Consider the following 25,499-nt stretch of genomic DNA (forward strand, 5'->3'; position numbering starts at 1 on the left):
CTATCAATTACAGAAAATGATACCCCACTATAAATATAAAACCTTAAACGCAGCAATTACCTTGCTGCTATTGTTGTTTGCGCCAGGGTCAGAGGCCCGGGGGCAGGGCAGTACGGTATCCCATACGTTTTATCTGACCGGTAATGGCGGCAGGGAAGGTGATTCCACGGTACTTGAGGCCCTTGGCCGGTCCCTTGAGGGGCAGGATGAGAATACCTCGGTACTGTTTCTGGGCAACAATGCCGAATCCAAAACCGCTTTCCCCGGGACACACCGTCTTGATCAGCAGCTTTCCGCGGTAAGAGACTTTAAGGGGAAGATTGTCTTTGTTCCCGGATATGATGACTGGAAGAAAGGGGTAAGCGGGATAAAAGCACAGCAGGAGTACATCAATTCCAGGCTCTCACATAAGTCCTTCTTTCCCACAGATGGCTGCGCATTGAAGAAAATCGAAATAAATCAGCACTGCGACCTTCTCCTTATCGATTCCCAATGGGCCCTGATGGACTGGGATGATCTGCCCGGGCTGAACCGCGACTGCGATCTTAAGACAAAAGAAGATTTCTATGCTGAACTCGAGCATGAGATCAATAAGAGTGAGGGCAGGATAGTGCTCATTGCCATGTGCCATCCCGTTGCTTCCGGCGGCAGGTATGGCAGCTCCTATTCTTTCGGCATTGACAGGCGCGATATTGCCAACAAGCATTACAAGGAGTTCAGCGACAGGCTCCTTACCATGGCACAAAGGTTCCGTGATATTCTTTTTGTTGCCGGACACGAGCAGAACCTTCAGTTTATACATGCCCGTGGGATCCCTGTTGTGATCAGCGGCTCAGCCCGGCAGGGTGATAAGCCCCGCCACGCCCCGGATACGGGATTCGTGTCCGGAGATAGGGGGTTTGCACGCATTACCATATACAGCGACAAAGCTGCTGATGTGAGCTTTTTTGATGCATCGAACAACTTTTCAGTCCCCGTATTTTCAGCCCCGGTACTACAACCCCAAAAAAAAGAGGATACCGCCGGTTATGGGGAATATGATACCCCGGCATATGTCTACCGCTCGGTCTACAGCCCTGAAGAACTCAGGCGTTCGGGTGTATACAGAACCCTTTGGGGCAACCACTACCGCAGGGATTACATTACGCCTGTTAAACTGCAGACCGCACTTCTGGATACCCTGTATGGGGGACTGCGGCCAGTACGCCATGGCGGTGGTCACCAGACCAACTCCCTGCGTCTTGCGGATCAAGGCGGTAAGGGCTACAACCTGCGTGGGGTAAAGAAAGATGCCCTGCGGTTCATGCAGTATTTTATCTTTAGCAGGGACTATCTCACCGCTGATGCTTCGGACACCTATTTTGTGGAGCTCCTGGAAGATTACTGGACCACAGCCAATCCCTTTGCGCCCCTTACAGCTGCCGGGCTCAGCAAGGCCATTGGCCTGCCACAGGCAGAACCCCGCCTTTATTTTCTGCCCAGACAAAAAGCCCTCGGATCCTTTAATTCGGATTTTGGCGATGCGATGTATTTCTTAGAACCGCGCACCGCCGGGGAACAGGCGGGAGAGGCAACCCGCCAGCTTAAAGACAGGAGTACGATGGACCTTATCGGTATACTCGCGGGCCAACATAAGGTGGTTATTGACGAGTCGCTTTACATTAGGGCGCGGCTCTTTGATAATGTTATCGGTGACTTTGACCGTCATCATGACCAGTGGCGCTGGAGGGAGCAAAAGCTGCCTGACGGTTCCCTGCATTTCAGCCCCATACCCAGGGACAGGGACCAGGCCTTCGCTGATTTCGACGGTATGATGATCAGGGTGATAACGGCCTTACATCCGCCGCTGGGCTTCATGCAGCCTTATGGTCCAAAATACAGGCATCTGAGATGGTTCAATGACGCTGGTGATGATGTGGACCGTGTGGTCCTACGCTATGATACCGAGCAGGACTGGATCCGGCAGGCCCGGTTCATAAAAGAGCAGCTTACCGGGGACCTCCTGAAGGAGTCTTTCGAACGTATGCCGCAGGGGGTGGATAGGGAGCGGCAGAACAAGATAATGGAAGCGCTCGCCGCACGTCTGGCGGCTATAGAAGATCATGCCGTGGCGCTTTACCGCTATATAAAATCCAGACCCCTGGTGACAGGGACCAATGGTCCGGACCATTTCATCGTCACGCGAAACGCCGATGGCAGCACGCATATTCTGGCTTACCGCATGCAAGGGGAAGAAGCCGGCAATATATTATGGGACACCGAACTCCATAAAGGGGTGACCCGTGAAATCAGGATTTATGGGCTGGATGGGAACGATACCTTCGAGGTAAACGGGGATGCAGCCGGTGCAATACCTATCACAATAATCGGCGGGCGGGATACTGACCTGTACCGTGCCCGCAGCCCCGGACACGTCAGGGTTTTTGATTATGCCTCGGAGCACAGCGATTTCGAGTCTCCGGTACGCACTACCCTGAGCGACAGTTATGAACTCAATACCTACAATTATAAGAATGCCCACAGGAATGTTAGTGCCATACTGCCGATACTGGGGTACAATCCTGATGGCGGTCTCGGTGTGGGTGTGGGCTACAGCTATACCGTGAATGCCTTAAGGCGAAACCCCTACACAGCCAGGCATATTGTCAAAGGCAGGTACTTTACCGCTACCTCAGGTGTCGCCATGGATTACCAGGGTGAATTCGCCCAGGTCCTAGGCAAGGCAAATCTCGGGATAAAAGCAGGTTTTACCACCCCGGACTATACCTGCAATTTCTTCGGATATGGCAACCGGACACCGGACTACGGTGAGTTTGATGTCGCCTATAACAGGGTGAACCAGCGCCTGGCTTATGTAGCCCCCTCACTGATCTACCGGGGCTATTACGGCGGTACATTTACCTTCGGGCTGGGTTACAGCCGAAGCGATATTGAAAAGACAGAAGGAACTTATATCGCTACTGCCCCGATAAGCCCGATGGTTTTCCGTGGACAGGAATTCTACAGTGTGCAGGCGGGCTATATGTATGAGAATTTCGACGAGCAGGCTTTGCCCGGTAAAGGCATAGCTTTCGGGCTGAGCGCGTTTTATACGGCCAACTTTGCAGAAAACAGGGGTTTTGCCTGCCTGATTCCCGAAATCAGGCTCACCACCAAGATTGACCCGCAGGGAACCCTGATATATGCAACCAAGCTGCAGGGGAAACTCCTGCTTAATAATCAGTTCGAATTTTTCCAGGCGGCCACCATAGGCGACGGGGACGGGCTGCGCGGACTGAGGCAACAGCGCTTCAGCGGAAAGGGCAGCTTTTATCACAATTCCGACCTCAGGCTGGGTCTGGGGAGGCTGCGCAACGGCATCCTGCCAATGACCTTCGGGCTGTATGGCGGCTTTGATTATGGGAGGGTCTGGCTTGAGGGTGAGGATTCCTCAAAATGGCATACCTCCCAGGGAGGAGGTCTTTTCTTTACCCTGGCCGGCTTTACTACAGCCAATTTAGCCTATTTCAATTCCGCAGACGGCAACAGGATCAATATAGCCCTGCAGCTGGCTTTCTAAGGGGAGGGAAAGTTAAAAATCCCGCCACCGGTAAAGGTAACGGGATACATGCTTTTTTCTGAATTATGCCCTGGCAACCACCTGAAGGGCCTTAGCATTGTTTCTGTACTGAAGAGGCGAAATCCCCTTGTACTTAACAAAAAGTTTATTGAGGTAACTCTTATCAGAAAAGCCGAATTCATCAGCTATCTCGCTGATGCGCATATCACTGTCTTTAAGCCGGCTCTCAATGAGCCTGAGCTTGTAAAACAATATATACTCATGCAGGTTCTTGTTGGTATTGCTCTTGAAGTATTTTCCCAGGTACGCAGGGGAAATAAAGAACTTTTTGCTCATTTCCCGTATGGTAAGCTTTTTTGGATCAAATATATTCAGGTGGATGTAATGAAGCATATTAACCGCCCTTTGCTCTGCGCCCAGGGCAATGTCGCCGGGAAGCAGGCTTTTAATCTCCTTTTGCAGTAACAGGAGTATCAGGTAGACCAACTGTTCGGTATAATCCCTGTTTGCAGCCTTTGGTAATTCCACCTCCTTCAGTACATACTCGGCGAGTTGGCGCCCCAGGATGCCATTTTCCCTTAAGTGCGTAATATAACACGGGTTCTGGTTGGCATAGTACAGAATATGGACCAGCTCCGGCATGGCGCTCTCAGGGGATTTACCGCGGCTTACAAAGAGACAGGTAAACCTTATCTTCAAAAACCGGGTAGGTGTTGCCGCCCTGAGGTAATGTACCTCTTCACCGGGTGTTACCATAAAGAGGTCGCCCGGCTCAAAGCTCAGGGAAGCCTGTTCCAGCTGATGTGAACCCCGTCCCTCAATGATGTATACCAGGGCAAAAGTCATCTGTTTGTGCAGGCACATCCTGCCGCCTTCCGCTACTGCCTGCACTTCAAATTGGAGGCAGTCCTTATAGTTTTCGTTCATCATGATACGGTAATTTTGGTTAATCAAAAGGTCACCTTATCCCTTTCAATGTTCACGCCTTTCGTGTAATGTTCTGTTATTCAGTTTTTTAACTTAAATTAACGGAGCATCTGTTCACGTTGTCTCGTGGTTTTACCACGAGACAACGTGGTTTTTACCTTCGCACCCGCGGTTCATCAGGTATTTGCGGGGCGGGCTGCAATCATTTTTTTATATCATATTTTTTTCTTAAATTTCTGATGCTTTGTAGGGCGCGGGGCTATGTACCAAAAAAAGGATAGCTATACGTACCTGCCAGGGACGGATCATTCATTTAAGAACAATTACCATGAGAACACGGTATATTTTGCTTGGGTCAGCCCTATCGGCAATGCTGCCTGCGTCAGCGCAGCAACACAGTGTCACAACGCTGTCGCGCCTGCATAAGGCACTTTCACAGGAAAAAGGCAATGATTCGCTCACCAGGGCCGGTCTGGCTGAAATAGGGCACTGGCATGTGGAAGCCTCCCGCAGTCGGCGTTTTCCAAAATCTTCTGACAGTGTTTATTACTATGCGCAGAAAATAGGGCGCTTGTCCCCGGACAATTCAACCGGGCAGGCGTATGTGTTCCTTTTAAAGGGTGAAATGGCAAAGCAGCAGCGCGATTACAAGAAGGCCCAGGATGACGCGAACAATGCCTTTGCATTATTCCAAAAAGCGAAAAACCCGACAGGAATGGCTGAATCTTTGCTGCTCTCGGCCACTTCCTATGATGAAAAAGCGGATGAGAGCCGCCTTGCCATGGCCGAAAAAGCCCTGGCAATCTACAAAAACGCCGATGATAAACTCGGGCAAGGGAAGGCACTCCGGGCACTGGGCACCATGCACCTGAGCCGTACCGAGTATAAGGAGAGCCTTGTGTGCCACCAGAAAAGCCTCGAAGCCCTGAAGGGCATCAGGGGGCATGACCAAGAGCTTGCGCAAAGCTTTGTTGAGGCTTCCGGGGCCAGTTATTTCATGGGAAGTATCCCTGAATCTTTTGATTACGGCCTTCAGGCATTACGACTTGCGGAAAAGGCAGACCCGGATTCCTATACCAGCGGTAATGCGCTAAACAACCTGGGCAGGCTTTACCATACCACCGGGGAGTATCACAAGGCGCTTGCCCATTACCAGAGGGCGGTAGCTATCTTAGAGGGCTACATCCCTGATGATCTTGGCACCTCTGCCATCAGCAACGCCGCGCAGGTGCTTGTGGATATGAACCGCAGAGAAGAGGCACTCCTTTACCTGGAAAAGCTTCAAAAAAGGACTTTTATCGGCCCGGTCTCCAGAAGCTCGGCGATTTTCCGATCCATCAAGATCTACTGTGACCTTAAGGACTATTCCAGTGCCGTGGCATATGTGCGACAGGCCGTGGGCATTATTGATGCCGCGCCCCTTGCTTCTACCACCAGCAACCTCTACGCCCCTGTGGCCCGCTACTACTTTTCAACCGGCCAATATGGCAAAGCCAGGGAATATCTGGAGCAGTACAAAGAGGTGGCTAAAAAAAATAAGAGTAAGATCACCTACCTGCAGATCTACAAGCAGCTCTACCAGATAGATTCCGCACAGTCCGCTTTTTTGCCTGCCATGCAAAACCTCAAGCTTGCCTACATATACAGGGATTCGATGTTCGGTGAGAAGAACCGCCAGCAGATTGCAGACCTGCAGGTCAAATACGACGTGCTCAGAAAAGACAGGGATTTGCTGCTCAAGGAAAAAAAGAACAGGGAGCTGCTGTATCAGGCCAGTGTGCAGGATACCCGGCTTTCCCAGTCCAACACCACCCGCAATATGAGTATTGCCGGTGCTGTCATACTTGCCCTTACCACAGGGCTTTTCTATAGCCGTTATCGCAATAAGCAAAAGATCAACACCATACTGGAGCATCAGAAAGAGGTAATCACTACCAGCAATGATACCCTTACCCGGCTTGTGGCAGAGAAGGAATGGCTGTTGAAGGAGATTCACCACAGGGTTAAAAATAACCTTCACATTGTAATGAGCCTGCTCAACGGGCAATCCTATTTCCTAAAGGACAAGGCCGCCCTTGACGCCATACAGAACAGCCAGCACAGGATACAGTCCATGTCGCTCATACACCAGAAACTCTACATGTCCGACAACCTTACCGCCATCCGTATGCCCGAGTATGTGAATGAGCTGGTGGATTACCTCCAGGAAAGCTTTGCCCTGCCGCGCTCTGTCAGGTTCAGCATTTCGGTGGAGAATGTGGCCATGGATGTTTCCCAGGCCGTTCCGGTCGGGCTAATCCTCAATGAGGCAATAACCAATTGTTTTAAGTATGCTTTCCCTGATCAGAAGGGAACCATAACAATAACCCTGAAGCACACCGAAGAGGATACCTTCCTTTTGGTAATTGCCGACAACGGATGCGGAATGCCCGAGGGCTTCTCGGCTCAAAATGCCCAATCGCTGGGAATGAAACTCATCAAAGGGCTTGCCGATGACCTGGGGGGAACCCTGGAAGTAACTACCGGCGCAGGGACACAGGTCCGGGTGGCCTTCCAGTACAAGCAATTGATCTTTACCCCAAACAAACAATAGCTCAAACCCCGAAAAACCATGTCACTAAAAGTAGTAATCGTAGAAGACCAGTTCATAGAGGCGAATAACCTTCAGATCATGCTTGAGAAAGCGGGCTATACCGTATGCGGGCTGGCAAGGTCAGTGCCTGAGGCACTGGTACTCATTGCACGTGAGAAGCCTGAACTGGCACTGGTAGACATACAGCTCAGCGGCGATTCTTCCGGGATAGAACTTGCCCAGGTGCTCAACGAGCGCAATATTGCCTTCATCTATGTCTCGGCCAATTCCAATCACGAGGTCCTGATGCAGGCCAAAGCGACCCAGCCCTACGGGTTTATAGTGAAGCCCTTTCGGGAAAAAGACCTGCTGGTAACCCTTGAAATAGCCCTTTACCGCCATGAGAACGGTCTGGAGACGGCCGTAAAAAAAGAAGAACAACTAAGGCTCGGGCTTCTGAGTGTCATCCAGACCAAAGACAGTGTACAGGAGAAGATGCTGTCCATTGCAAAGGCGCTGCAGGCATTTCTCTCCTTTGATTACCTTGTTGCCTGCACGACCTCCGCTACCGTGCCCACGAATTTCATGAGCTATTTGCGCATCGGCTTTGATGAATACCAATACATAGGTATGCCTGAATTCGAGGTCATCACCAGGCGCACACGGGAGGAGATCGCTAACCTTGAGCCCACCCATACCCACGATGAGCCGCGCAGTTTTTTTGTGGGTGAGGCCTTCGAGCAGATGCTGGTAAAACACCCGGTGCGCAGGCTTATAGCCGAGACCTTCAGCCTGGCTTCCATGTTCCTGCTTCCCATGACCCTTTCCGACGGCAGCTGCTACTATTTTACTTTCTTCAGCCGTAAGGAAGACGCCTACAGCAGCGCACAGATCACCCTTCTGGAGCGGCTGAGCAATCCCCTGAGGGCAGCCATGCAGGACATGATGGAGACCGACCAGCAGTCGCACCATAACCTTGATACAGCGGCGCAGCTGGCAAAACAAAAAAAGAACGAACCCCGGCTGGCAGCAGCACACTTTGAGGGCATAATCGGCAGGAGCCATCTTTTGCTGAATGTATTTGATAACGTTACCCATGTTGCCCCTGTGGATACCTCGGTGCTGATTCTGGGAGAGAGCGGTACTGGAAAGGAACGCCTTGCGCATTGTGTCCATGAGCTCTCACCGCGCAGGTCACAGCCTTTTGTTCGTGTAAACTGCGCCGCACTGCCTTTCAACCTGATCGAATCGGAGCTTTTCGGCCATGAGAAAGGTGCCTTTACCGGGGCTGTGGAAAGGAGGATCGGCAAATTCGAGAAGGCCGACAAAGGAACCATATTTCTGGATGAGATCGGGGAGATGCCTCCCGAGCTCCAGGCCAAACTCCTTAGGGTGCTCCAGGAAAAGGAAATCGACCGTATCGGCGGCAATGACCCCGTTAAGATTGATGTGAGGGTGGTGGCTGCAACCAACCGTGACCTGGAAAAAGAAGTGGCCGCGGGCCGCTTCAGGCTGGACCTGTTTTACCGTCTCAACATATTTCCTGTTACCCTGCCCCCGTTAAGGGAACGCAGGGACGATATCCCGCTGCTGATAAGCCATTTCATTACCATCTATAACCATAAAGCGGATAAGGCGGTAAAGGGCATCTCCAAAAAAGGCCTCAATGAGGCACTGAACTACCACTGGCCGGGCAATATCCGCGAGCTGGAGAACCTGGTGGAACGGGCGGTACTGGTCTGCGGCGGCGATGAGCTTAACCGGCTGGAGATTCCCAATTACGACAACCATGGCTTTATCGTAACCGAGGAAGGGGGCGCCTTCAAATCCATAGATGAAAACGAGCGCGACCACATACTGGAAGCCCTTAGAAAGTGCAGGGGCAAGGTCTGGGGACCTGACGGGGCGGCAGAACTACTGGGGCTGCCACCTACCACATTGCATTCCAAAATGAAGCGTTTCGGCATCCGCAGAAATACAGGATCCTGAGCGTATCTTCCGTGTCCCTGATGCATAAAAATAGCACGGCGAGGCATTTTTCCGCGCAAAAGCGATAAAATCATCGGTGTTATCCGGACTTGCAAAACGTGAAATGTAGGTCTTTACTTTAGGAAATTCAGCACTTATGGATTTTCATCCTGGCAAATTGCAACGAGAAGTAAAAAATACTAACCAAAAGTTAGTGGTTTAAGGTTTTGAATTTCAGTTTATTGTCTAAATATGTCCTTTTTTTTATGGCATATGTCACACTATTTAGGTGCGTCCGGACAGCTATTTGCATTGATATTACTGTAGTTTTAGCACCGTAAAAAAATGCTTTATACTATGAAAAGAACATTATTAGCTTTGGCCTTCTTTGCCACTTGCATGGCTGCCAATGCACAGAATCCCGTAATTGAGGGCGACACCAAACTGTGCCCGAATTCCAACGGCACGGCCACCATCACCGGCAGCGAGGTCTATGACACCTACCAGTGGTATTTCAGGAACTGGCCCTCACAGGGGGATTATACCGCAATTGCCGGTGCTACCTTGCCTTCCTTTACCTATGACTGGTACACATATTCAGTTACTGAACTAAAGGTGAAGGTGACCAAAGACGGCCAGGAGTTTGAGTCCAACGCGCTGCTTATTGATTCATGGGACTGGACAGGACTTTCGGTAATCCACAGCCCGTCGGAGCATGTGGTATTTGACCCCGACCTTGGCGGCTATCTGCTCTGCCCGGGCGATACTATCGGCAATTCCATCAATGAACCCTTCACCGTGGCCCAGTGGTATAAGGACGGCCTTCCGATCCAGGGTGCTAGTGCCACGAGTTATGAGATTACCGAACCGGGTGACTACCTGGTAATGGCGGCACCGTACATGTGCCCTGAGAATTTTAGTCCTTCCCTGGTCATACATGTACTGGAGAATCCGGATTGCATTGTGGCGGGAATAAACGACCCTAAGGGTATGGGGGGGATCCTGCTCTATCCCAATCCGACCCGGGACATCCTTACCATGACAATCCCGCAGGGTATAACAGGAAACTACCTGATTTATGACCTTACCGGTAAGGAACTCCTGAAGGGGACACTCAATGCCGACACCACCGCAGTGGATATTTCAGGCCTTCGCTCAGGATCTTACCTGGTAAGGCTAACAGGCGAAAACGGCAGTGCCGTACGCATGGTCATAAGGGAATAATTACCTAAGCGGTTTTTAGGCCGGACATAAGCAAGAGCAAATAGTTCTCCGACCGGGCGCGTTGGCCATAAGGGCATAACGCGCCTTCGGATTATAATGGGGCGGATGCTAACGATCCCTGTTTTCATAGAAGAAATAGATCCAGATGGTCCGTGAAAGCATAAAGTTATACGTGCTGGTAAAGACTATCAGCACTGCTATTACGATAAATACCCAGAGCGGATTCAAATCCAGGATCCCCCACAGAAGTGCGATCGCAGCAATCATTATCCCCGCTGCCAGCCCGTAGCTGACATACATGGCGCCAAAGAAGAACCCTGTTTCCTTTTCGAATCGGAAACCGCAGTTAGGGCAGGATACATGCATCCTTGGCATCCGTAGCAGCAGTATGTTGCCGGAGCTCTCAAATATCTCCCCTTTCTTACAATTGGGGCACTTGCACTGCATTATTTTAATTAGTTGCATAGCAATCCTTTTAAGTTAGCCATTGAAACAATTTTATCCGCTAAGTTCGGGGATAAATGTCAGGAAAAGGTGCGTTTTTTTTGCTATTTAATAGTACAAATCGGGCTATCGAAGTATTATTTTATCATTAGATATTTTGCGTATTTTAGAAGAACTAAAGAAATCTATTTAAGCAACCTTATTTGTTGAACATTTTTTCATAATATTACGCTAATTCCTACTAATATTACGATTACTAAAACACACCTTATGTATCTTAAAAGATTATTGATAAAGCGTTTCCGGTCAATCTATGAGCTGGAGACCCATTTTAATAAAGGAGTAAATATAATTATCGGGGAAAACAATGCCGGTAAAAGTGCCGTCATTGATACCTTAAGGATCTGCCTTAGCTTGGGCAGGCAATGGCGGGACATAGGCATCCGCAATCCTGAGGATTTTTACGTGGAGAGGAGTGCCGTTTCCGACGTGACCGAGCCAATTGAGTTCCAGCTTGAATTCGCAATAGAATCTGCTGATGACAGCTCGTTTTTCCATTCACTGCTATGGCAGGATCCAGACGACGCTTCTAAAATAGCATTACGGCTAAGTTTCCGTTATGAAATAGATGATAGCCTCGGTAATTCCAAGATGAAGTGGAATATTACCGGCGGCCACAATAACCCGGTTAACATGATGGAAATGCAACAGATCTATTATTCTTATCTGGAGCCTCTGCGTAATGCCGTTCAGGAACTGCGGCCTTACTCAAATAGTAACAAAGTGACTTCGTTATTTAAGGATTTGACTGAATATGAGAAGCAAAGTGACGGTACGCCAACCAAGATAAGGCTGACTAAAGAGAAAAAGGCCGAGCTTGCAGGTGCCATTGAGACAGTGCTCCAAAATGATGACTGGACCGGGCTTATAGGAACAGGACAGAATTTCATCAATACCCATCTTGAGAATGCCGATATAAAGAGAAGGGAATCAAAGATTCACTTAAAATTATTGGAATATAAGTATGACAGTATCGTAAGAGGATTATTGACCAGAAAGCAGGTGTACGCTACAGACATTCTTGGAGCGGATGTACACCTGCAAAAGTTTTTTGATGTTGAGCAGAACGGGCTAGGGGAAAATAATATTATCCTTGCCGCAACAGTCTTGGGGGACCTGAGCAGCAGGAGGGCTCAGAAGATAGAGCATTATTATGCGCTATTGATTGAAGAGCCAGAGGCTCATCTTCATCCCCAAAGGCAAAATACGTTTTTTAATTACCTGAATTCCCTGCAGAGCCTGGGGATACAGATATTTATAACTTCCCATTCCCCGACCATTACGGCCAAATCAGATCTTGACAACCTTCTGATCATCCAAAAGTGCGACCAGTACAAAACCTCGGTATTTACTCCCCGCAGCTCGGCACTTTCGCCAAAGAATAAGAGCTATCTGGAAAAGTTTCTTGATGTGACCAAATCACAGTTGTTCTTTGCCAATGGGGTCATCTTGGTGGAAGGGATTTCAGAAGCCCTTTTACTACCTGTGATGGCCAGACGCATGGGGGAGGAATATGACCTGGACAAGAACGGCATTGAGATCGTAAATATCAATGGAGTGGCCTTTGAGGCCTTCGCAAACCTTTTCAATGATGACGAACCGACCAAGAGGCTGGCAAGTTATTGCAGCCTGATAACAGACGATGATCAAAGTATTGTAAAGGAAGGGGATTTAAGATCGGAGACCGAGAGTATAGATAAAAATACCGCTACCGCCATCTTCGCACAACTTAAGATAGCAGGACATATTGACCCCACAAACAGGATAGTGGATTTCGACAGTTCAAAATCGTACAGCGTTACCGGATTCGAAACGCATGAGGCACATATAAAAACCGTGCTTGCCGCAAAAGCAGGTGCCATCTCAGCAAGGGCTGCGAAAGCATTAGGTTTAAAAAAACACCATTTGCATGTAGAACTGGCTAAAAATACTTTCGAGTATGAGCTGGCAGCAACGGCAGAAGCCAATAAGGCTACCATTGCCGCTGTCTACAACGATATGCATTCGGCGAACTATGTGGACCCTTCCGCTGCCACTGATCCGTTTTGCAGGGATCTGCTGAAAAAGCTCAAATCAAATAAGGACAAGTCGGAGCTGGCCGAGAGCCTGGCTTATCTATTGGAGACCGACCCTGCGGTAAATGCGGCCTTTATCGTTCCAACCTATTTACAGAATGCCATCAGGTGGGTGGTCAACAAATCATTATAGCATGTATGCGCATTTATCAGGGGATCAGAAAAAGGTCCTTAACTTCAATGAGGGCACGGTTGTCGTTAAGGCATGCCCGGGAAGTGGCAAGACCTATTCGATAGCGGCACGTATCTCGCGGCTGCTTAGAGAGGAAGGTGAGGGGCAGATACGTCTGGGTGTGATATCCTTTACCAATACAGCGGGCCTGGAGATTGAGGAAAAGCTCAAAAGTGATTTTGCAAGTAATGTACCGCTATTGTTCCCTCATTTTTTGGGAACCATTGATAGTTTTATCAATACCTTTATATTTCTGCCGTTCGGTCACCTTATCATGGGTTGCCCTTCCAGGCCGGAACTTGTAGGAGAACCCCATGGCTCTTGGAATACCAAGCGCTATGAAAGGGACTACGACCAGTATTTCGACAGAACAACTTATAATATTAAAGGTGAAATTATCCCATTAGCGCCCTATCAGGCGTTTCATTTTAAATCAGTTTTCTTTGGACTAAAATACTACAAAAACGATAAGACAGTTAACGGATTCATAAAGGGCATTATCGATTCCAAAGAGCGGCTTTTCAAGAAAGGCTACGCCAACCAGGCGGATGCTAACTATGTCGCCCTGCAGGTACTCAGGAAATATCCTATGATTACGCGCAACCTTGCTCATAAATTCACGCACCTTTTAGTAGACGAGTGCCAGGACACCACTGAAGTGCAGATGGCAATTATTGATCTGTTGCATGATGCGGGCTGCGCGAATATTATGCTGGTGGGCGACAGAGACCAGTCAATCTTTGAATGGAACGATGCCAAACCGGAACTGTTTGACGCCAAATTTGAGGCCTGGAATAAGATACTTCTTAAAGAGAACCGCCGCAGCTCGCAGCTTATCTGTAATTTTTTCAGGAATCTTTCATCTTTCGAGCGCATAATAGCTGTAAATGAAGAAGTACGGGATTGTACTATTGCGCCTGAAATAACAGGATATATCAACGTTAAAAAAGCGACGAAGAAGGATGCAGCAGTAATTACCGAGGCACAGAGCATCGCAAGTTTTACTATATTGCTCAATGCCTTCCTTGCACAATGCACCGGCGAAGGCATTTCGATTGATAAGAATAATGTCGCAGTACTCTATAGGGGGGCAGCTAATGCAAAGTATTTAGGGCTTGGAAAAAAAGAACAGCCGTATAGGGAATCACCCTGGATTGCAAAACATTATCATGTCCGGACGCTGTTAAAGGGCAAGCATCTCTATGAAAATGGTAATTTTGCACAGGGTTATGCGCTGATGGAGCGAGCTTATTTTGAGGCAATGCAAAGAAGGATACAGGAAGATTTTCACTGTAGCATTAAATTTATAAATGAACGCATTGAGCGCTTAGGTATGTCTGCCCATAGGAAAGAGGTTTTCTCTTTTATCCATAGCCTCCCTGCAACTTCAGGCCTGACAATAAGGCAATGGGTCGAGGCGGCAAATACGGCACTGCACACTGGTAGCTATCCATTTTTTCTGAATATAGCATTATCGAAAGCAGGAATGCTTGTTGAGGAGTATTTTGGTGAAGACAGCAATAGTGCAACATTGCACCCTTTTTATTTCGGAACTGTGCATTCGGCAAAGGGAAAGACTTTCAAAGCCGTCCTTCTTTTGCTTGGCAAACAGGCTGGAAGTACCAACTACAGTACAATTTTGTCAACGCCGCACTCAAATTTAAAAGATAACTATAAAGAGGAATTAAGAGTAATCTACGTCGCAATATCGCGACCGGCCAAGATATTGAAAATGGCAGTTCCAGAATCAGATATTCCAATATGGTCAGGGCTGCTTCAAAGTTAAATATATGGATAAAACATTACTATTGCATCAGCTCACACCCGAGCAATTGCAGGACATGATTAGGGAGGCGGTAAAGGCAGAACTGGATGATTTCAAAAACAGGCTTGCCGATAGCGAGCCGGATGTACTTCTTACCCGTACGGAAGCCAGCGCATTGCTGAAAGTCAACATCACTACGCTTTGGAACTGGACAAAGGCGGGCAAGATCACAGCATACGGTATAGGTAACAGGGTGTATTACAAGAAGCAGGAGCTGCTATCCAGCCTCGTAGCCTTTCGCCATAGATAGTAATGATTTCCAAGGATAAAAAATCCTATGGAACATTACAGACTCAAGGCGCGCCATCCCAAAAGGGATTGCGCACATCATACTTTTAAAGGTGCTGAAACGAGGCTATGCAGGTTGAGGAATAGACCCCTTTGCAGGGTAAAGCCATTTCTTAAGATTTGCCATAGCAGGCCGCATCCCATCTGCGCCAACGCAGAATTAATGAACAATTCCTGCTTTTCCAAGGCCTCGGCAAGGGAGCAGCTTGGCAAGTCCCCATCCTCTTCCCGCAAAAGCAGCTCTTTAAATTCATCGGTCACAAAAGGCAGCCTCTCTACTGTATCGTATAGTTTTGATTTTGGCTGTTCAATGTTACCGATAGAGGACAGTATAACCTGCCCTGTATCTTTCGCATTGCCAAAATCCATCCAGTACCTCGGCATATCCGAATAGTGCCTTTGCAGTCTAACCTCCTTAAGTACTTCGCCAATCTCAAAACGTGCTGCCGCGGTATCCACACAGGAAATATAGATAGCTGCCCGTTCTTTCGCTGTACTATTATTGAAAGGCTTTTCAACGGCTTTCCAAGATGTCCCAAAAAACCTGTTGGTTCGGGCAATAAGGACAGTAGCTTTCGGCAAGCCGACCTCGCAATCGGCAAAGAGCTGCCTGCCACGGTTGGCTTCTGTCACTATATCATCATCCCACAGGCTCACCTGAAACCCCGCATGCCCAAGGGCTTGCAGGGAGTGGGACATCCGCGCGAGTGCGGTCAGCACCTGCGAACCTGTACCGCCTGCCCCGATAAGGCATACGGTTACGGGGTTTGCAGGGTTTAATAATTCGGGCGCAAGGAAATGCGCTTTGGTTTTGGTTTGCATCACAGAAGGTCTTTAACGGTTAAACGGGTTTTTACAAGCGCATCAGCGGGGAAAGGGTGACCCTTGTCCATCAAATCCCTATACAGGCTTGTTAGGTTGCCTTTTACAGGGTTATGGCTGTCGATATGGTGGCTGAAATAACTGCCGAAAAAATAGCTTTCCCAAGCCTTTACAAATTCCTCGAGGCTTGCCGCACTACCGATTCGGATATCGACATTGCCCATACATACGTTGCCATTGCTGTAGAAGTTAAAGAAGGGGGCGTGGTACAAAGGTGTATTGGCTTTAGGTTTGGCTTTGGTGACAAGGGCAAAGAGTTGCAGCTGTTTTCTGTCGGCTTTCCACACAAGGGCAGGCAGGTTTACCTCGCAGCTTTCCAGTCCGAGGCTTTCGGTAAAATGCAGTCTTTGTATTTGTGGCTTGGTGTGCCAAAGCACGCTGCCATTGCCTGAAGGGTCGATGTGCAGCACACCTGTGGGCAGGAATCCTTCTGGTTTAAGAAAGGCTTTTGCAGCCTGCCCTGTTGTATCAAGGGCTTTGGCAAGGCTTTGGGCTTCCCTTACCGATAGCGGGTGTGGGTTTACGGGGCTGCCTGCCTCATCCATATCGTAGTATTCGATATAGGGGCTTGCGCTGCCCTTTGCGGTAAAGACCACAAGGGCACAGGCAGGGTGGTAGAGCATCATATCAGGTGTCATAATCCGGATTGTTTAAGATATAGCATAAATCATCGATAAGGGGGAAAAGGCGGTACTCAAAATCAAGGCTGTCATCCTGTTGTGTGCGCCCGTCAAAGCAACGCCTGAGTACAGGCTCCTGAATATACTGGCATTCGTTGAATTCGGAATTGATGCACTGCTCAAGGCTCTCATACAAACCCCCTTTGGTTGTGGCGACAAAGCCGATGTATTTCTCCATGGTGATGCAGTCGTTATCCTCATAACCGTCATCGGGGTCGGGCAGGCAGTCGGTATCGGCATGGCGGTAAAGATGTGCCTCGGGATAGTCCTGCCACAGCCCAAAGGCGCGCTTGGCGAGTGCCGCGCACTGCCTTGCGAAATCATCACCCGGAGCAAAGCCCTTTAGCCAGTCCCCGAAATTATTCAGGTGGACGGGATTCCGTAACCGCCGTAACATAACCTGCCCAATATGGGAGGCTGCGCTGACCTCGGCGGCGTAGCGGTCAGGGCAGTCGTTGTCCTGAGGGTCATCTTCAATCCATTGGGCGAGCATCTCATAATTCCAATACAGGTAGCTGCCCTCATCCCTGTAATACGGTACGCCTGCGATATGGTAGAGGTAGGCAAGGATGCAGAGCAACAGCCTTGCTTCGCCTTTTCGCCTCCGCTGCCGCATTAACTGATACAACGGGGTTACAGGGATATAGTACAGGGTGCTGTTGGTGGCATAGCTTTCAGCTGCGGTAAGGAAGGCAGCCCCGTCATCGTACTTTTCAAAATCAATCGCAATGCACCCGCGATGCGCTTCCCTCAGCAATCGGCGCGCCTCGTGCAGGGCTACCTCCCTGCCATAAGGATAGGGCAGGGTGTCCGTGGCAATGGGCGTAATGCCGTAATGGCTGCACAGGAGGGCGAAGTTTTGGTAAAAGCCCGCCTTTTCCTTTTCGCATCCCGTCCCTTGCGCGGGAATTTGCGGAAGGAAGCGGGTATTCAGAAAACCATAGGCAGCAGGGGGGCAGGGGCTGATTGCAGGCGGTCGGAAAGCACCTCGGCTGAGTCCTTTCTGCGCTTTAGGGACAGCAGGAACTGCCCTGCGTTTTTGTGCAGCAGCTTTTGTCTTTTGTTTTGGGGCAGGCATAGCTGCCCTGATACTAGGTGTCGCATAGTCCATAGCTTTAAAATTAGGTTTATCCTTTTGTTCCCATACTGGTCTCAAAACGGTACTGCACCGTATCGTCCTTTATCTCAGGACCGATGGTCTTTGCGGTGGTGAGCATCGGGTAGGTGTGGGCATAGAACTGCATCACTGCCTCCGCGCTCCACCTCGGGTCAGGGTCGGAAAGGGCAATATCATTGCCCTTCTCCCTCATCATAAAGACCCTCGGCATCTGTATGCTCTGTAACATAATCTTTAGTGTTAGGTTCAACTTCTGTAGAATTGGACTGCCCGCCACCGAACAGGTCGGGGCTGAATTTAGCCGAGAGGCTTTTCCTGCGCCCGCGCAGTTCCTCAGCCTTTTCGGGGAACTCGGAAGGCTGCGGGACTTTCATCCACGCCTCCCTGAATTTCCCCTCGCCTTCCAAGGCATCAACTGATGCCATAAGGCTTTCGTATTTGGAGGGTTTGACCTCGGGAGTGCCTAATGGCTTGTCTGCCATTTCGGTTTTCTTTTTTTCGGCGGCGGCATTCTTCCTTGCGGTTTCCTGCCCTTTCAGGAACTGCTCCATATTGACAAGCAGGGCAGAGGAATGGGCTATCGGCTCGGCTATGGCAGGGAAGAATCCCTCGCAAAGCTCTTTTGCGCTCCCCTTTAGGATGAGGGGCGGGATATGCGCTTTGGCGGCATCCCCGCACGCCTCGTTTACAAGCAGCACCGAAACAGTCAGGAGTTCCGCATCCTTTTTGACAGTCATTGCCACGCAGCCCTCAAAGGGAATGGCGGCAAGGTGGGCGAAAAAATTAGTGATTGCCATAATCTGTAGTTTTAGTTAACCAAAGAACAGCTCAACAGCCTGTTTGTATTTGCGGCTGGTGCTTCCTTTGGCATGTTTATAAATGCAGTCTGTGGTAAAGAGGGCATGCTTACCTTTAAAAAGTTTCTCAGAAAACAAGGTGCTGTCCCTGGCAAGCCTGCTGCCATATAAAATAATCTGGTCGTTTACCTCTTCAGCGTTGCCGTACCAAAAATCAAAAGTGAAAAGCCCGTTAACCCTCGAGCCTCGGAAGTTATCTTCATTAAGGCTAAGGTATTGATAGGCTTGGGCTATCCTCTCTAATATCTCTTCAAGCTGTTCGGGGAAAAGCACAGCAAAGAGCTTCGCCTTTTCAACATTGTTCATTATCGATAGTGGTTTCATACGATGTAAGTTTAGTGCAGCCCCTGTACGGGGGCTGCGGTTATCAGTCAGTTCAGGAAAAGTGCTGCCGCGCCGTAGCTTTCAAAATGCCTGCACAGGTCAAAGGCTTTCTGACCTCGCGTCTGCGCCGTGCCGCCAAGGCAGATGGATTTGAGCCTGTCCTCATCGGTCTTGAACTTACGTACATTCTGATAATAGCCCGTTATGGCATTGTATGCACCGAAGAGCGTGCCTTTGGTGGTTTCCATCGTTTGGGTCTCATCTGCCATCGCATACTCAAAGGCGGCTTCGCAGGCATTTCTGTACACCGCCGAACACTCGTCTTCTGCGCCTTTTTTCAAAAGGTCAAGGGTTACCGCATTGGGGCATAAGGCTAACTGTATCAATTGTTTTACCTGAGTGTCGTGAATAGTTACTTTAGACCAGTTGTTGAAGATGCCCTCAAGTTGTGCCGAGAGGGTATCGGCAAGACCCATTACCTTATGCGCCTGCTCGAGGCGTTCTTTTGCCCCTGCCGTGTGGCGTATGCGCACCACATTGGTTGCCGAGCGCAAAGCCGCATTCAGGGTATTTTGGCAGACGATGCGCACGGGGGTAAAGGCTGCGGTGATGCTTCCGCTTCCATCGTGGGAGGTGGTCAGGAAAATGTACTTCTGTGTCACATCATCCCCGCTGCCCACACGGATATAGCCGGGCAGCTTGGCGGTAATGAAGATGCGCTCCCCATCCCCCAAAGCCCCTGCGGTCTCGTATTGGATACCGTCCCCGCCGCCTACGATGGCATCAAAGAAAGCAAAGGCATCGCTGTTCTGCACAATTTGGTAATCCTTGCCCACCACGCCAAATACGGCGTTGGTATCGGTGCGCATGGTAGCGTACTGTTCGGGTACGGCAAAGCTGATGAGCGGGTCTTGTCCCTTTGCAAAGAGAGGCGCTTTAACCACCGTGTAATCCAGTCCCGCAAAGGCAATCGCTTCCCTGCTTGAGGGATAGTCCTGTACAGTCTGACCCAGTCCGTGCCACGCAGGCTGCCTTACGCTAAAGAAAGCCTGCTGCCCTGTCAGCTCGTTGGTATTTATGTTATGTGCCATGATCAATTCCATTAAAAGTTAAACTTAATTTCCGCTGTTCAGAACGGCAGGTCATCATCTGCTGCGCCGTCCTGATTTACCACAACTGCCTCGTGTACTTCCATCGCCGTAGTATCGGTTTCCTTCTGCGCCGCTGCCTTCATATTTGCGCCACCGTGCAGGGTAATTTTGGAGGTATGGAAGTTCAGCCCCGCTTTTGCCTGTCCTTCACCGTCAATCCACGCACGCACGCTCACGCGCCCCGACAGTTCCACAACACTTCCTTTGGTCAGGTATTGGGCGATGCCCGTGCCTATCCAGTAGGAGCAATCGAAATACTCGGTCTGGGTCACACGCTCCCCGTTTTTAGCCTTGTAGCTGTCATTCACCGCAACGGAGAAATTCACCACCTGCCTCTCATCGGACAGGGTACGCACTATGGCGTCCGCTGTCACACGTCCTGTAATTTCCATAATCAAAAGATTTAAAGTTTGACATAAAAAATCTGCTTCCCTAAATCCGCATAACATTTTCCAAAAGAAAAAACGGAAAAAAAGAAAGCCAGTTCAAAGCGGGCGGTAAGGGCGCGCAGTGCTATAAGTCCCAAAGGGTGGACCAGGGGCGAAAGCCCGGGCCATTATGCGCACGCAGCGCACGTCGCCCGCTAACTTAGCTGCCCTTTTTGGCCGTTTTCGAATGGGAAATGTAGTTTCCTGTATTCCTGATCAGATTTGAAGTGTAAGTAGAAAAGCAAAAAAGCATAGGGGAAGTTCCATATGCTTTTGAGGCCCCGTCAGGCTGATTTTCTTTATGACTTTTTGTGGCTTATGGTAAAAGCTTATTTCAGGTCGGAGAAGATTTCTTTTAAATCGTTCCCGCTAAAATAGCATCTTACCAGGTGGCATGTGCCTTCAAAGGAATGATTGTAGATTTCTAAAGGCGAATTGGGCATATATTGTTTAAAAAACTCTTTCATCTTTTCAGCTTCATGTTTGTAGTTACAGCCAAGGGTGGTATAACCATAATCCTTGGGACCCGGACCAAAAACACTTATTTTTGGGTCTCTCTTAAGTAGCACGAAATCGTCCTCATTATATACTATTTTCAGATTGTAGTTATCCCTGGTCTTGTAAGGGACCGTACTGTTTCGCTTAAAATAATTGTCTGTAAGGGTAGCGCTGCCGATAGCAGGGGCAATCATGTAGACATTAACCTCAGTGTTTGTAGGTGTTGCAATGGTGTCGCCATCGATATCGAACAGGGCATAACAAGCGACTTTTGCCCCGAGGCTGTGGGTGATGATATTGATTCGGGGGGCTTGCTGTGAGTTAAGTAACAGGTTCAGAGCTTTTCCGACCTGTATCGCATTATAGGACTGGGCCTGCTCAAATAGGAGAAACAGGGGCTTGTTCTTCCAGGGTTTTGCAGAAAAACAGCAACCATAGAGGCCGTCCCAATACACTTCGACAATGCAGCGATGCTGCGCATCAGCTATACTGTTTTTCATGGTTGTGTAATCTTCCACTGAAGTGAACTCGCTATTTATAGTAGGTGTAAAAGGCTTACGGAAGCCGTGTATCAAAAAGGTTACCGAACTGGAGGAATACGAATCACTGTTTATTTTTTGCCGGAGTCTTTTCAGTATTTCAGTATTAAGGGTGGTAAAATTATCATCTGTGAAAACTCTTCCCTCACATTGGTACAGCATAGCAATTTTTGCAAACTCATCCGGGTTATCCCGGTAGAATTTTTTAAGCGAGCCTCCAGATGCCACCAACAGATCACAGGATATAGTATAGTCGGGGTATAAAGTGCCATCCTTATCATAGTATACGGCCAAACGGGTGTCAGAAAGGCTGCGGTCGCCATAACATACATTAGCAGTTTGTCCCACTACGGGGAATACCATCAGCCATAACAACAGTGATAAATACAGTTTACTCATAGTTGTTTATCGTATTTTAAGGTAGTTGCTGGCATTATTCCAGAAGAAATCTTCCCGGTTTTCCTGAGAGAATCCTATTTCGTCAAAAAGCTTTATATAGTCGCTCATATAAGTTTGGTTGATGCCTTCCTGGAAAAGCATGTGCCAGTCACTGCCATAAATGATTTTTTTTGAAAATGAGGGTTGTGCCCGGAATAGCTTTTGCAGCCTTAACCTCATATAGGAATAGCTGCGAGGGTCCGATAGTTCGTCAAGGTAGGCCGTATCGCAGTATACATTTTTAAATTCCAGACAGAGCTTATATACGATTTTTGCATACGAAGAATTCCAGCTGTCCTGTTGCTCATCCTGCCCCAGAACAATGTCGTTAATGTGCTCGGGTAGTATCTCATCATTTGGCAGCGGCTCGGCAAACCATCCTTCTCCGCCACCGGCATGTGCCAGGCATAAGCGCAGGTCAGGATATTGCTTTAAAGCGTTGTACCAGAACATTGGGTTGGAATTGTGACCCGAATCTTTTTTTGGATACGCTTCAAAACCACCCATATTGCAATGGGCAAAGATTGGTATGTCATTGTCCTGACAATACGTGAAAAGGGCATCAATATGGTTTCTGTATTTCGGGTCATTAAAAGGACGGTAACCTAAAGGGGGATAGAATTTGATTCCTCTGAAGCCTTTATTCTCTATAGCATCCTTAACCAGATTCAGGCAATTTGCCCTGCTTGGGTCAAAGGCTACAAAGCCATAAATTTTGTTGGAATATTTCTGATTCAGCATTGCCATGTTATTGATCTGCTCCTCGATGGTGAAATACGATACGTATCTGGAGGGCTCAGGGGGTTCATTGAAATAGTTATCGACGTCCATCAAATGGTGTATGTATAATTCAACGCCGCTTCCATCCTTGTTCATAAGGTATTTCAGTATATTTTCCTCACTGTTTTGCATGAAACGGAACCATTTGAAATAATTGGACATCTCTTTTACTTTAGTACATATCCAGTCTATAAGCCGCTCAAAAAGGTTACGCAGTTTTCTGAAGATATTCTCGTCAGTCTGTTTCAAAAGACCTGCATCAGCAGGGAAGTGCACAGCTTCCAGTTCGCTGATGAAGTTTTCGGCAAGGGCCTTTTCCTGAAATTCCAGCAATCCTTCCTGTACCTGTGGGTCAGAAAATTCGAAATCTGAAACGCTGTTTACAAGGTCTTTCTTTATCCGGTAAAAATCCATTTTCAGGAAATCGGACCCGATTGACCTGTCGAGGGTGTTTTCATCAAAAACCATTTTTTTCCCGACCGGCATAGCTGCTGCATACGTGCTTCCGGTATGACGGATCAATAGTTTTTCAATGGCAAAGGCTATCCGTGGTGAAACAAATGGATGAGCATACCTCACCAGTATTCCTGCAACAGGAAGGTACTTAAGGTTAAAGAGGTGGGTGTGAATGTCGATTACTTTTCTCATGGTTATCAGTTTGTTATACTAAAGTTAATGCAAAATTTCCTATGTATAACCCCTTATGCCAAACGAATTCTTTTTATCGATAAATGGTATTCCCAATTAAGCCTGAGTAGGGCCGGTTCCATGCACACATAGAGGATTCAACAAATTTTGTCTCCCCTTTACTTAAAAATAATAATAATGTATATTAAAGTATACATTTAGCTTGTTTTTATGTATATTTGTATATTAAAATATACTTTATGTTAGAGGTGGTAACAATAAAAGAAACGCGGCTGAAGATCGGTGAATGGTGCAGGCAAAAACGGCTGATGTATGAGCTCTCCCAAGAAGATTTGGCAAAAGCTTTAGAACTGTCCCGCTTAACGATACGAAAGCTTGAGGAAGGCCATAATGCTACTCTTGATACTTTGCTAAAGGTAATAAACCATTTTGATATGCTGGGTGAATTATATGCAGCTATAGACAGGAATATTTCAGACAATAACATTATATCATTATATTAATTATGGCATCCAATAAACTTATAGAGGTAATCGCTTTTGGACTGGAGATAGGCAAGTTAGGGTATAGCCTGGACGAGAAAAGGAGTTATTTCCAGTACAATCCCCAATTTCTGGATTCGGGACAGTATTCAAAAATGTTTCCTTATATTTTCAAGCGTCATAAACACCTACAGATATTTACCCAGTATGAAGGAAAGTCATTTAAGGGATTACCACCCATGATAGCCGATTCCCTTCCCGACATGTTCGGAAATATTATCTTCAAAGAATGGTTTGAATCCAAAAACATGGCCTTCGACAAGATTACGCCCCTAGAACAGCTGAGCTATGTTTCCAACAGGGGCATGGGCGCTTTGGAATACAGGCCCGTAGCCAATATACCAAAATCGGGCGAGATCAATTTTGATGAAATAGTTTCAGTACTACAGAAGGTGCTGGAGGTAAAGACCGGTATAACAGAGCAGGGGCTGAGTGACCTTGCGCTTCTCAATATCTTTAAGATCGGTACCTCTGCCGGAGGAGCTCGTCCAAAAATACTGATTTCCGAACATAAGCAGACAGGAGCGGTCATTCCGGGCGATATTGAGTACTCAGATAATTATACACATTATCTGGTAAAACTGCATATGGATAATGAAGCGGGGTACAATAGGGAAAAGGTCGAATATGGATACCACCTGCTTTCAAGGGCCTGCGGCATCGAAATGATGCCCTGCAAACTGATTGATAATAAACATTTTGCAACTGAGCGCTATGACAGGCAGTACGGTGAAAAACAGCACACCCTGACTGCTTCAGGCCTTACAGGTTGGGACTTTACAACGCCTCATGAATCAACCTATGAGAATTTGTTCCAACTCGCCCTTGGCCTTAAGGTACCTCATTCGGATATCAGGGAATTGTACAGGCGTATGGTCTTCAATGTTGTCTTTTGCAATACCGATGATCACCTGAAAAACCATAGCTTTATATACAACAAAGACAATGATTCCTGGACTCTTGCCCCTGCGTATGATATCACCTATCCGTTGGATGCCCTGCATAAATTCCTCAATACCGCCAGAGCCCTTTCCATTAATGGGAAACGCGCTAATATCATATTAGAAGACCTTATGCCCATTGCGGAAGATATGGCCATAAAGAACCCAAAAAAAATCATTGAAGAAGTCCAGAGCATCATACCACAATGGGAGGGCATCGCCAATGAACTGGAAATTCCGGAGCAGGTAATAAAATCAATAAACAGCGATTTCAAAATACTTTTGGGCTAACCAAGATAAAATGTAACCATCCAGTTATTTATGAACCTTTCAATAAACAGATCTAATTTTACATATGTGACAGGACTTTTTGCGTGCATGGCATTTGTCCTGTTCTTCAGACTACCGGTAAATCGTTTTCTGGCCAGAATTTTCGTAAAGCCACTGATCAGCCATTTTGATAATTCACTTGCCAGCGCCGTTGTGCTCATGACATTATCCCTGGCAGTATGCGTATGGCTCTGGCTGTGGAGTAGTAGCAAATTCCTGTGGCAATTAGC

The 25,499-nt window shown here is 48.0% G+C and carries 21 protein-coding genes; 9 read left to right on the forward strand and 12 right to left on the reverse strand.

The window, feature by feature from the left end:
- Positions 1-16 precede the first annotated feature (16 nt).
- The gene (locus NU09_RS04200) at positions 17-3,559 is read left to right on the forward strand and encodes a hypothetical protein (protein WP_129750013.1); all 3,543 of its coding nucleotides are present in this window, start codon (positions 17-19) and stop codon (positions 3,557-3,559) included.
- Positions 3,560-3,622: 63 nt separating this feature from the next.
- On the opposite strand, the gene NU09_RS04205 is transcribed toward NU09_RS04200, so the two are convergent.
- On the reverse strand, positions 3,623-4,489 hold the full coding sequence (locus NU09_RS04205) for a helix-turn-helix domain-containing protein (protein ID WP_129750014.1): 867 nt from the start codon (positions 4,487-4,489) through the stop codon (positions 3,623-3,625).
- A gap of 325 nt (positions 4,490-4,814) precedes the next feature.
- Between NU09_RS04205 and NU09_RS04210 the strand changes: the two genes are divergently transcribed.
- The 3 genes from NU09_RS04210 (at position 4,815) to NU09_RS04220 (ending at position 10,250) form a co-directional block, all read left to right on the forward strand.
- Positions 4,815-7,079, forward strand: coding sequence for a tetratricopeptide repeat protein (locus NU09_RS04210; RefSeq protein ID WP_129750015.1), 2,265 nt, complete (start codon positions 4,815-4,817; stop codon positions 7,077-7,079).
- Between the two features lie 18 nt (positions 7,080-7,097).
- Entirely contained in the window at positions 7,098-9,047 is a 1,950-nt protein-coding gene (locus tag NU09_RS04215; protein WP_129750016.1) for a sigma 54-interacting transcriptional regulator, read from the forward strand.
- A gap of 336 nt (positions 9,048-9,383) precedes the next feature.
- Positions 9,384-10,250 carry a T9SS type A sorting domain-containing protein gene (locus NU09_RS04220; RefSeq protein ID WP_165357657.1) on the forward strand — a complete coding sequence of 289 codons (867 nt, stop codon included), beginning with the start codon at positions 9,384-9,386 and terminating at the stop codon, positions 10,248-10,250.
- Positions 10,251-10,358: 108 nt separating this feature from the next.
- On the opposite strand, the gene NU09_RS04225 is transcribed toward NU09_RS04220, so the two are convergent.
- A complete protein-coding gene (locus NU09_RS04225) occupies positions 10,359-10,715 on the reverse strand; it encodes a DUF983 domain-containing protein (protein WP_129750018.1) in 357 nt (118 codons plus the stop codon).
- A 249-nt stretch (positions 10,716-10,964) separates the two neighbouring features.
- Between NU09_RS04225 and NU09_RS04230 the strand changes: the two genes are divergently transcribed.
- The 3 genes from NU09_RS04230 to NU09_RS04240 are packed head-to-tail and all read left to right on the forward strand — an operon-like array spanning position 10,965 to position 15,076.
- The gene (locus tag NU09_RS04230; RefSeq protein ID WP_129750019.1) at positions 10,965-12,962 is read left to right on the forward strand and encodes an ATP-dependent nuclease; all 1,998 of its coding nucleotides are present in this window, start codon (positions 10,965-10,967) and stop codon (positions 12,960-12,962) included.
- A gap of 1 nt (position 12,963) precedes the next feature.
- On the forward strand, positions 12,964-14,787 hold the full coding sequence (locus NU09_RS04235) for a UvrD-helicase domain-containing protein (RefSeq protein WP_165357658.1): 1,824 nt from the start codon (positions 12,964-12,966) through the stop codon (positions 14,785-14,787).
- Between the two features lie 22 nt (positions 14,788-14,809).
- Positions 14,810-15,076 carry a helix-turn-helix domain-containing protein gene (locus NU09_RS04240; protein ID WP_242501821.1) on the forward strand — a complete coding sequence of 89 codons (267 nt, stop codon included), beginning with the start codon at positions 14,810-14,812 and terminating at the stop codon, positions 15,074-15,076.
- Between the two features lie 77 nt (positions 15,077-15,153).
- On the opposite strand, the gene NU09_RS04245 is transcribed toward NU09_RS04240, so the two are convergent.
- The 10 genes from NU09_RS04245 to NU09_RS04290 form a co-directional block, all read right to left on the reverse strand.
- Positions 15,154-15,936 (reverse strand): PRTRC system ThiF family protein, encoded by a 783-nt coding sequence (locus tag NU09_RS04245; RefSeq protein ID WP_129750022.1) that lies wholly within the window; start codon positions 15,934-15,936, stop codon positions 15,154-15,156.
- Positions 15,936-16,622 (reverse strand): PRTRC system protein B, encoded by a 687-nt coding sequence (locus NU09_RS04250; RefSeq protein WP_242501822.1) that lies wholly within the window; start codon positions 16,620-16,622, stop codon positions 15,936-15,938. Before NU09_RS04250 ends, NU09_RS04245 begins: the two co-directional genes overlap by 1 nt.
- Before the next feature lies 1 nt (position 16,623).
- Positions 16,624-17,787 carry a hypothetical protein gene (locus NU09_RS04255; RefSeq protein WP_129750024.1) on the reverse strand — a complete coding sequence of 388 codons (1,164 nt, stop codon included), beginning with the start codon at positions 17,785-17,787 and terminating at the stop codon, positions 16,624-16,626.
- 16 nt (positions 17,788-17,803) lie between these two features.
- On the reverse strand, positions 17,804-18,022 hold the full coding sequence (locus NU09_RS04260) for a PRTRC system protein C (protein ID WP_129750025.1): 219 nt from the start codon (positions 18,020-18,022) through the stop codon (positions 17,804-17,806).
- Complete coding sequence (locus NU09_RS04265; protein ID WP_207209755.1) at positions 17,967-18,590, reverse strand: prtrc system protein e; 624 nt, start codon at positions 18,588-18,590, stop codon at positions 17,967-17,969. The genes NU09_RS04260 and NU09_RS04265 overlap by 56 nt, the downstream gene beginning before the upstream one ends.
- Before the next feature lie 15 nt (positions 18,591-18,605).
- Positions 18,606-18,974 (reverse strand): hypothetical protein, encoded by a 369-nt coding sequence (locus NU09_RS04270; RefSeq protein ID WP_129750026.1) that lies wholly within the window; start codon positions 18,972-18,974, stop codon positions 18,606-18,608.
- A gap of 47 nt (positions 18,975-19,021) precedes the next feature.
- Complete coding sequence (locus NU09_RS04275; protein WP_129750334.1) at positions 19,022-20,065, reverse strand: DUF932 domain-containing protein; 1,044 nt, start codon at positions 20,063-20,065, stop codon at positions 19,022-19,024.
- A 38-nt stretch (positions 20,066-20,103) separates the two neighbouring features.
- A complete protein-coding gene (locus NU09_RS04280) occupies positions 20,104-20,517 on the reverse strand; it encodes a single-stranded DNA-binding protein (protein WP_129750027.1) in 414 nt (137 codons plus the stop codon).
- Positions 20,518-20,882: 365 nt separating this feature from the next.
- Entirely contained in the window at positions 20,883-21,989 is a 1,107-nt protein-coding gene (locus NU09_RS04285; RefSeq protein WP_129750028.1) for an alpha/beta hydrolase, read from the reverse strand.
- Positions 21,990-21,995: 6 nt separating this feature from the next.
- Entirely contained in the window at positions 21,996-23,456 is a 1,461-nt protein-coding gene (locus NU09_RS04290) for an amidohydrolase family protein (RefSeq protein WP_129750029.1), read from the reverse strand.
- Positions 23,457-23,695: 239 nt separating this feature from the next.
- Here NU09_RS04290 and NU09_RS04295 point away from each other — a divergent pair, with 239 nt between their 5' ends.
- Both NU09_RS04295 and NU09_RS04300 read left to right on the forward strand, forming a co-directional pair.
- The gene (locus NU09_RS04295; RefSeq protein ID WP_129750030.1) at positions 23,696-23,959 is read left to right on the forward strand and encodes a helix-turn-helix transcriptional regulator; all 264 of its coding nucleotides are present in this window, start codon (positions 23,696-23,698) and stop codon (positions 23,957-23,959) included.
- A gap of 2 nt (positions 23,960-23,961) precedes the next feature.
- A complete protein-coding gene (locus NU09_RS04300) occupies positions 23,962-25,230 on the forward strand; it encodes a type II toxin-antitoxin system HipA family toxin (protein ID WP_129750031.1) in 1,269 nt (422 codons plus the stop codon).
- Positions 25,231-25,499: the final 269 nt, after the last annotated feature.

It is taken from the genome of Flavobacterium beibuense (assembly GCF_004151245.1).
In the GTDB taxonomy this organism is placed as follows: domain Bacteria; phylum Bacteroidota; class Bacteroidia; order Flavobacteriales; family Flavobacteriaceae; genus Flavobacterium; species Flavobacterium beibuense_A.